Source organism: Castellaniella sp., from assembly GCF_041675725.1.
Classification (GTDB): domain Bacteria; phylum Pseudomonadota; class Gammaproteobacteria; order Burkholderiales; family Burkholderiaceae_B; genus Castellaniella.
Window position 1 is genome coordinate 22,492 of the sequence record NZ_JBAYTI010000033.1, and the last position, 7,765, is coordinate 30,256.

Below are 7,765 nucleotides of genomic sequence, written 5' to 3' on the forward strand. Positions count from 1 at the left end.
CGTCAAGGCATCACGCCATGACGCATGGTGGGTTCGGGATTCTGGCTGCGCCGGCTGCGCGCCAGATCAAGGGCGTGCAGGATGCGGGCCCTGGTCTCATCGGGTGCAATCACGTCATGCACGGTAAAGCGAGCTGCCGCATTGAACGGATCTGTCCCCCCTTTGTAACGGGCTTCGATCTCCTGCAACTTGGCCACTGGATCCTCAGCGGCATCGATCTCGCTCTTGAATGCCGCGGCCACACCGCCGGACACTGGCAACGACGCGAAGTCGGCGGTGGGCCAAGCTACGACTAGACTTTGCTCACCACCCCAACCACCCATGGCACACGCCCCAAATCCGAACGCTCTGCGCATGACCACTGTGACTTTGGGCACCTGCGCCCAGGCAAGCGCGTAAACCACTGCCAGCCCCTCTCGCAGCGTACCTTCCTTTTCGGCCTCCGGCCCCGTCATGACCCCCGGAATATCCTGCAAAAGGACCAGCGGGACATGGTAGGCCGAGCACAGATCAATAAAGTGGCGAGCCTTTCTGGCGGCCTCGGCTGTCAGGGCGCCTGCATACACCATGGACTGGTTGGCGATGATACCCACACTATGGCCATCCATGCGTGCCAGCCCCGTGACCAGCATACGTGCCCAATCGGGCTTGAGTTCGAAGAAGCTGTCGCGATCCACGATACCGCGTATGACCTTCTTGGCATCGAAGGCCCGCTTGGGCATGTCTGGCAAAATCGCATTCATATCGATGTCTTCGGCCGGGATCGGGGCGACACGCGGTGGATACTGCCAGGCATTGGTCGGCAGGTAGCCCAGAAACCGACGCGCCAGCGCGATGGCTTCGTCGTCGCTACGCGCAACGCGATCCACGATGCCGGAAATCCGCGCGTGGATCTGGGCCCCCCCCAATTCATCTTTAGTGACATCGATGCCTGTAGCAGCTTTAACCACAGGCGGCCCGCCCGCTGCCATCATGGCCGTCTCACCATGCATGACCACGAACTCCGTCGCCGCTCCGACGAGTGCAGAATCCCCAGCACAGGGACCAAGCACCAGCGACACCTGCGGCGCGACACCCGAAAGCCGAGCGATCTCGAGAAAATGGGTGGCATCGGGCAAACCGTCATTCATCAGCTCCTGCCCGCGCGCGCCTGCGCCGTCGACCATCCAGACCAGAGGCACTCGCTCACGCCGTGCCATCTGTACCATATGGAGCTTTTTTCGGGCATTGATGACCCCGTGCGACCCCCCCATAACCGTGAAGTCTTCAGCCACAACACCCACAAAGCGCCCATCGACCTTACCGAACCCTGCCACGACCCCATCGGCCGGCGTGACTTCCTCAGTCTGTTGGGCATGCATGCTGACATGCGAACACAGTTGGCCGTATTCCTGAAATGAGCGCGCATCCATGAGTAGCCCCACCCGCTCGCGAACATTCAGCTTGCCAAGGCCTTTCTGCCTCTGCAGCCGGCGTTCGCCTCCCATTTCCATGGCCTTGTGACGCCTTTCCTGGAGTTTGACCAGCCCATCCTTAAGCTTCATTCCTCTTCCTCATCGTGCCTGCAAGTGACATGTCGGCCCAGCCCGACAAAACCTCAGAAACCTATTGACCTGTTTTATACTCACAAGTATATTAATACCACTGGATAGTATAAATCAAGAACCCTGAGTAACACCTCTTCTGGAGACAGCAAATGTTCAAAAAGACCCTATTGACGTTCTCCCTGGCTGCTGCATTGGGCGTAGCCCCCCTCGTCGGACACACGGCCATTTCAGATGGCGTGGTGAAGATCGGCATCCTCAATGACCTGTCAGGCCCTTATATCGACCTGGCGGGCCCCGGCTCCATATTGGCGGCAGAAATGGCTGCGGAAGACTTTGGTGGCACCGTCGCGGGCGCGAAGATCGAGATCCTGTCGGCCGATCATCAGAACCGACCCGATGTGGGCAGCCAGATCGTGCGCCAATGGTTCGATCTCGACAAGGTCGACGCCATCGCTGACGTACCCACCTCTTCGGTGGCCATCGCCGTACAGAACATTGCCCGAGAAAAGGAAAAAGTCTTTCTGATCTCAGGCGCCGCCACCGCCTCACTGTCCGGCAAGGATTGCTCACCGTTCAGTATCCAGACATCCGACGACACCACGGCCTTGTCGATCGGCACCACACGCGCAGTGGTGGACAGCGGTGCTGATACCTGGTTTTTCCTGACTGCCGATTACACTTTTGGCCATGCTATGGAAGCCGCCAGCACCAAAGTCATCAATGACAAGGGCGGGAAGGTGCTGGGCTCAGTGAAGCACCCACAGAACACCAACGATTTCTCGTCCTATATACTGCAGGCCCAGGCGTCCGGCGCCAAGGCCATCGGTCTGGCCAACGCCGGAAACGACACCACCCAGGCCATCAAGCAGGCGGTCGAATTCGGTCTGACCGCGCAGGGCCAGAAACTGGTAGGCTTGATCCTGTTCATCTCGGAAATTCATGCGATGGGCCTGGAAAACGCCAACGGCCTGCAACTGACTGAAAGTTTCTACTGGGACATGAACGATGAGTCGCGCGAATTTTCGAAACGATTCCTGGACCGCTTCGGGAAAATGCCCACACGCCAGCAGGCTACGACGTACGCCACGATCCTGCACTACCTGAAAAGCATTGAAAAGACAGAAAGCGACGACGCCCGCACGGTCGTGCGTTCCATGAAAGACACACCCATGAACTTTTTCGGCAATACCGGCACTATCCGTGAGGACGGTCGCCTGATTCACGACCTGACCCTGTGGGAAGTGAAGAAGCCCGAAGAGTCCAAATACCCCTGGGACTACTACAAGAAAGTCGCCACCATCCCCGGGGACCAGGCCTTTGCCTCACTCGAAGAAAATGCCTGTGAATTCGTGAAGAAAGACTGAGCCTCGAGCAACGTCATAGAGAAAGGCCGGGTTTCATCCCCGGCCTTTCCATTTCCATCATGACATACTCACCCTGCTGAGTGAATACCCCAGAAAAGTGTGGTTGAGGTTCAAGCAGACACGGTTGGCAATTGCAGCGATTTGAGCTCCAGAAACTCGTCCAGCCCATACTGACCTAGTTCACGACCTATCCCCGATTGCTTGAACCCGCCAAAAGGTGCCAAAATATTGAACGCCGCCCCATTAATGTCCAGTTGCCCAGTACGAATCCTGCGGGCCACTCGCACGGCGTGTTCCGTATCGGCAGACCAGATCGCACCCGACAGACCATAAGGCGAGTCATTGGCGACTCGAATGGCGTGCTCTTCATCGTCATAGCCAAGGATGCTGAGCACCGGGCCAAAAATCTCTTCCTGCGCGACAACATGATGCGGCTGAACGTCGCCCAGAATGGTGGGAAGCACGAAATACCCATGAGGCATGGCCAGAGAGGGTTGTGGCCCGCCGCACAGCAATCGCGCACCTTGCTCCAGACCACGAGCAACATAGTCGAGCACACGCCGACGCTGCACATCCGACACCAGGGGGCCGATGCGCGTGCGTTCATCCATGGGGTCGCCTGGCACATAGCGGCTTGCCATGGATACGGCCAGTTCTGCCGCACGCGCCTTTGATGAGCGTGGTACCAGCAAACGGGTCAGGGCACTGCAGGTCTGACCGCTGTTGAGGAAGCACTGGTTCAGCGTACCGCGAATCGCCTGCTCCAAGTCAGCGTCAGCAAGCACCAGTGACGCGGACTTGCCGCCCAGTTCGAGGCTGAGGCGCTTCAGGTGGCCCGAGGCGAGCGCCCCCAGATGCCTGCCAACCCGGGTGGAGCCCGTAAAAGAGAGCATATCCACGTCCGGATGTCTGGCCAAGGGCTCGGCCACTTCCGCACCAGGACCCGAAACAAGATTGAACACCCCGGCAGGTACACCCGCTTCATGCATCACATCCGCCAGCACAAATGCATTGAGTGGCGTCAGTTCGGACGGTTTTAGCACGACTGTACAACCAGCCGCCAACGCTGCGGCCACCTTAGCCGCAATCTGATGCAGGGGGTAGTTCCAGGGTGTGACGCACGCGACCACCCCGACAGGCTCCTTGATGATCAACGAGTGTGCCACATTGGTCTCGAAGGAAAACTGTGCCAGCATCCTGGCATAAAGCCCAAAAATGGCGATGGGAGATCCCACCTGAATGCGCTGGGTCAATTTCAATGGCATGCCGAGTTCCTGAGTGATGAGAACACCCAATTCGTCAGCCCGGGCCTTCAGACCATCACGAACACGCTCAAGTACCGCTGCGCGCTCTTGCGGTGGCGTGGCTGCCCACACGGGAAACGCGCGCGCCGCTGCCTGCGCGGCCCTGTCAGCGTCGGCAGCATGGCCTCGAGGGACATGCCCGACCACAACTTCAGTATATGGATTGATGACGGGGATGGATTCTCTGCCGGCTGACGCCACCCACTGCCCATCTATATAAATGAACGCTCTTTCTTGCATGCTGTTTGCTCCTTCAGGGCAGGACCACCGCGCGACCGCGGATCTGACCGTCCTTCAGATCGGATAATAAGCCGGACACAGCACTCAGGGGATGGGTCTGAATGTCGATTGCCGGCAGGGATTTCTCGCGGGCCATGGCCAGGAGCTCGTGCAGTTCGGGCAAGGACCCTACATATGACCCCAGAATGCTGATTGGTCGCAGGGGCAGTAATGGCAGGGCCAGTTCTATCTTGCCGCCAAACAACCCGACCACGATCAGTTTGCCTCCCTTGCGCAGCATGCCCAAGCCGTAGTTGACGCTGCTTTCCGAACCGACGAAATCAATGACCGTAGCGTAGCCCCCATTCTCCTTGAGGTGCGCCTTGGCTGCATCCCGGTCGCCAGGATCCAGCACCATCTCTGCGCCCAGAGCCAGAGCAGCTTGGCGCTTGTCGGCATCGCGCTCAACCACCGTGGGCGCCAGATCATACAGGACGCCCGCCAGCCGGATCGCTGACTGGCCAACCCCCCCTGCGCCAATAATCATCAAAGGGTCCGCCTGCGAAACAGGCGCTGCCTTTTTCAGCGCGCTGAACGCCGTCAACCCTGAGCACGCGTATGTGCAAGCCAGATGTTCGGGCAGCGAGCCATAATCGACCAGATACCGAGGATGCGGGACACGCACATAGTTGCTGAAACCACCATCTGCACCAATACCGAGCGCCCGTGGACGGACGCAGAGGTGCTCATCACCCACCCGACAGACACTGCACTGGCCACAGCCAATCCATGGATAAATCAGCCACGAGCTGCCTGGCTTCACATCGGCACAGTCCGGGCCGACCCGCACCACCTTGGCCACGATTTCATGGCCCAATGTGCGCGGCAGGGGTATACCCTGCGTCATATCCAGACGCTTGCCACCACCGAGATCGAAATAGCCATCATGGAGGTGCACGTCGCTGTGACAGACTCCGCAGGCGCGCACCTCGAGCAAAACTTCGGTACCTACCGGATCAGCAGGGGTTTCCGTGATCTTTTCGAGTGGTTGGCCAAACCGCACGATCTTGTAACTATTTTGTACTAACTTGTCATTCATTGCTTTTCCTTTGGATATGCAGGCCTCGGCTCAGCAGCCGATGACCGCGAGCAGTTGGCCCTCGTCCACAGCGTCATCTTCCGAAACAGGACACTCGAGCAGCACCCCATCGCACGGCGCAATCAGCGGGATCTCCATTTTCATGGACTCCAGGATCATCAGCTCATCCCCCTCGTTGACCTTCCGGCCCTTCTCCACCAGCACCCTGGCCACGATGCCATTCATTTCGGCACGTACATCGATTGTGGTCATGGACCTCCCCTTTCAGCAATCATGAATGAATTACAACAGTTGATTTTATACCCGTCAGTATAATATTATTACTCATGATTTTCAATGGATATCTGATCCATACAAGGAGAGGTTGTGGCCCGAATATTGATTGCCAACCGTGGTGAAATTGCCTGCCGAATCCTGCGTAGTTGTCGGACATTGGGACATCAGGCGATCGCCGTTTACTCGCCGGCCGATGCCGGCTCGCCTCATGTACGCATGGCAGACGTCGCCTATGCCCTGCCGGCAAACCCGGCACGCAAAAGCTATGCCAGCATCGATACCATTCTGGAAGCCGCACAGGCGACACGAGCCGACGCCATCCACCCAGGCTACGGATTCCTGGCTGAATCTGGCGATTTTGCACGGCAAGTCAGACAGGCGGGACTGTGCTGGATCGGGCCAGATCCGGAAAGCATCGATGCCATGGGTGACAAGAAACGGGCCAGGGACATCGCTCGTACAGCCGGGGTGCCTGTACTAGAAGGTTCCTGTCTCATCACTCCTGACAGTGCGCCTGACGACATTCTGCGCACCGGCCGTGGAATCGGCTTTCCGCTGCTGATCAAGGCAGTGGCAGGCGGCGGCGGCATGGGCATGCAGCAGGTCACTGACGAATCCGACCTGCTTGTGCAAACCAGTCAGGTTCAGCACCACGCCTTGCGTCTGTATGGCAATCCCGCCGTCTATTTCGAGAAATGCCTAACACGGGCTCGCCACGTTGAAGTCCAGGTCTTCGGTTTGGGCCACGGAAAAGGGATCCACCTGCATGCGCGAGAGTGTTCAATCCAGAGACGCTATCAGAAGGTGATTGAAGAAAGCCTGGGTGAGCAATTGCCGGCACATGTCGGTGAACGCGTCTGTGCGGCCGCGTTGCGTCTGGTCCACGAGCAGAATTACTCTGGCGCCGGGACGGTGGAGTTTCTGTATGACGACACACAGGATGCCTTCTATTTTCTTGAAATGAACACGCGCATCCAAGTCGAGCACGCTATCACGGAAATGGTGTGCGACATGGATCTGGTGGCCCTGCAGATACGCTTGGCTCTGGGCGAAGACCTGACCGAAGAGTTGCCTGCAGCGCCATCATGCAACGGACATGCCATTGAGTGCAGACTGTATGCTGAAGATCCGCAGAGCGATTTCCGTCCCAGTGCGGGTACCCTCCGGGCGCTGAATTTTCCGCCCGAAGGCCCTGGGCTCCGGATAGACACTGGCGTGGAGCGGGGCAGCACTATTTCACCATTTTACGATCCCATGATCGCCAAGATCATCACACACGGATCCAGCCGTGAAGCTGCGCGTCTATCCATGCTGGAAGCCTTGTCGAAAATCTCCATCGAAGGGGTGCACACCAATCTGGGGCTGTTGCGCGACATACTTCAAAGCCCAGAAGTTATTGCGGGCCGAGTACATACCCGCTTTCTGGGAGAAGCACTGGAGCGCTTGGCTGGCGTAACATGTGGATAGTCGACAACGGTGGAGCCCCGCCTGATGGCAGACGCGAAGGTCGAGATCGACGTCACTGCCTATAAGCCGGTCTGATTCCCGATGGCGCCTGCTTGGCCCGCTTCGGCAGCGGGTGCGATGAACAAGCTATCCACCTCCGACTGCAACTCGAGCTGCCGGACACGATCCACCAAACGCCTGAGCGCCTCTGGCGGGTAGTAGCTGTCGACCAACCCAAAGAACTTTCCCTCCAATGCCTGCACGGAAGGGAAGTTGTCCGGCTCGCCGCTGGGGCTGTCGACCTGGCGCTCGAGCACCTGCCCGTCGGCCAGGCGGATCCGTACGCGCGCGCCAAAACGCTCGGGGAACAAGGCCTCGATTTCGGGCGTCTGCACCACCGCCACCTTTTGCATCAGCGCATCGGCCTGTGGATCCCCCAGGCGCTGGCCATAGGTGTCCCAGGAGACCTGCCCATCGAGCAGGGCGGCAGCTGCGAGAAACGGCATGGAA

General features: G+C 58.6%; 6 protein-coding genes and 1 pseudogene. 2 read left to right on the forward strand and 5 right to left on the reverse strand.

The genetic code is table 11. From position 1 onward, the window contains the following. Positions 1-2 precede the first annotated feature (2 nt). A complete protein-coding gene (locus WCZ84_RS08375) occupies positions 3-1,544 on the reverse strand; it encodes an acyl-CoA carboxylase subunit beta (RefSeq protein ID WP_372685815.1) in 1,542 nt (513 codons plus the stop codon). A gap of 152 nt (positions 1,545-1,696) precedes the next feature. Between WCZ84_RS08375 and WCZ84_RS08380 the strand changes: the two genes are divergently transcribed. Then, on the forward strand, positions 1,697-2,911 hold the full coding sequence (locus WCZ84_RS08380; RefSeq protein WP_372685816.1) for an ABC transporter substrate-binding protein: 1,215 nt from the start codon (positions 1,697-1,699) through the stop codon (positions 2,909-2,911). Positions 2,912-3,021: 110 nt separating this feature from the next. On the opposite strand, the gene WCZ84_RS08385 is transcribed toward WCZ84_RS08380, so the two are convergent. The 3 genes from WCZ84_RS08385 to WCZ84_RS08395 all read right to left on the reverse strand — a co-directional run bounded on the left by WCZ84_RS08385 (position 3,022) and on the right by WCZ84_RS08395 (position 5,785). Then, positions 3,022-4,455: an aldehyde dehydrogenase family protein gene (locus WCZ84_RS08385; protein WP_372685817.1), complete on the reverse strand. Its 1,434-nt coding sequence runs from the start codon at positions 4,453-4,455 to the stop codon at positions 3,022-3,024. A 13-nt stretch (positions 4,456-4,468) separates the two neighbouring features. Beyond that, a complete protein-coding gene (locus WCZ84_RS08390) occupies positions 4,469-5,431 on the reverse strand; it encodes an alcohol dehydrogenase catalytic domain-containing protein (RefSeq protein WP_372685818.1) in 963 nt (320 codons plus the stop codon). Between the two features lie 132 nt (positions 5,432-5,563). After that, on the reverse strand, positions 5,564-5,785 hold the full coding sequence (locus WCZ84_RS08395; protein WP_372685819.1) for a biotin/lipoyl-binding carrier protein: 222 nt from the start codon (positions 5,783-5,785) through the stop codon (positions 5,564-5,566). Positions 5,786-5,899: 114 nt separating this feature from the next. Here WCZ84_RS08395 and WCZ84_RS08400 point away from each other — a divergent pair, with 114 nt between their 5' ends. Further along, positions 5,900-7,276 (forward strand): acetyl/propionyl/methylcrotonyl-CoA carboxylase subunit alpha, encoded by a 1,377-nt coding sequence (locus WCZ84_RS08400; RefSeq protein ID WP_372685820.1) that lies wholly within the window; start codon positions 5,900-5,902, stop codon positions 7,274-7,276. Positions 7,277-7,335: 59 nt separating this feature from the next. On the opposite strand, the pseudogene WCZ84_RS08405 reads toward WCZ84_RS08400, so the two are convergent. Next, positions 7,336-7,765 (reverse strand): annotated as a pseudogene (locus WCZ84_RS08405) (hypothetical protein); the annotation flags it as partial.

Bases quoted from the DNA above. Each gene is read 5' to 3' on its own strand.
- WCZ84_RS08385 (WP_372685817.1), bottom strand. From the start codon at position 4,455: ATGCAAGAAAGAGCGTTCATTTATATAGATGGGCAGTGGGTGGCGTCA.
- WCZ84_RS08395 (WP_372685819.1), bottom strand. From the start codon at position 5,785: ATGACCACAATCGATGTACGTGCCGAAATGAATGGCATCGTGGCCAGG.
- WCZ84_RS08375 (WP_372685815.1), bottom strand. From the start codon at position 1,544: ATGAAGCTTAAGGATGGGCTGGTCAAACTCCAGGAAAGGCGTCACAAG.
- WCZ84_RS08380 (WP_372685816.1), top strand. From the start codon at position 1,697: ATGTTCAAAAAGACCCTATTGACGTTCTCCCTGGCTGCTGCATTGGGC.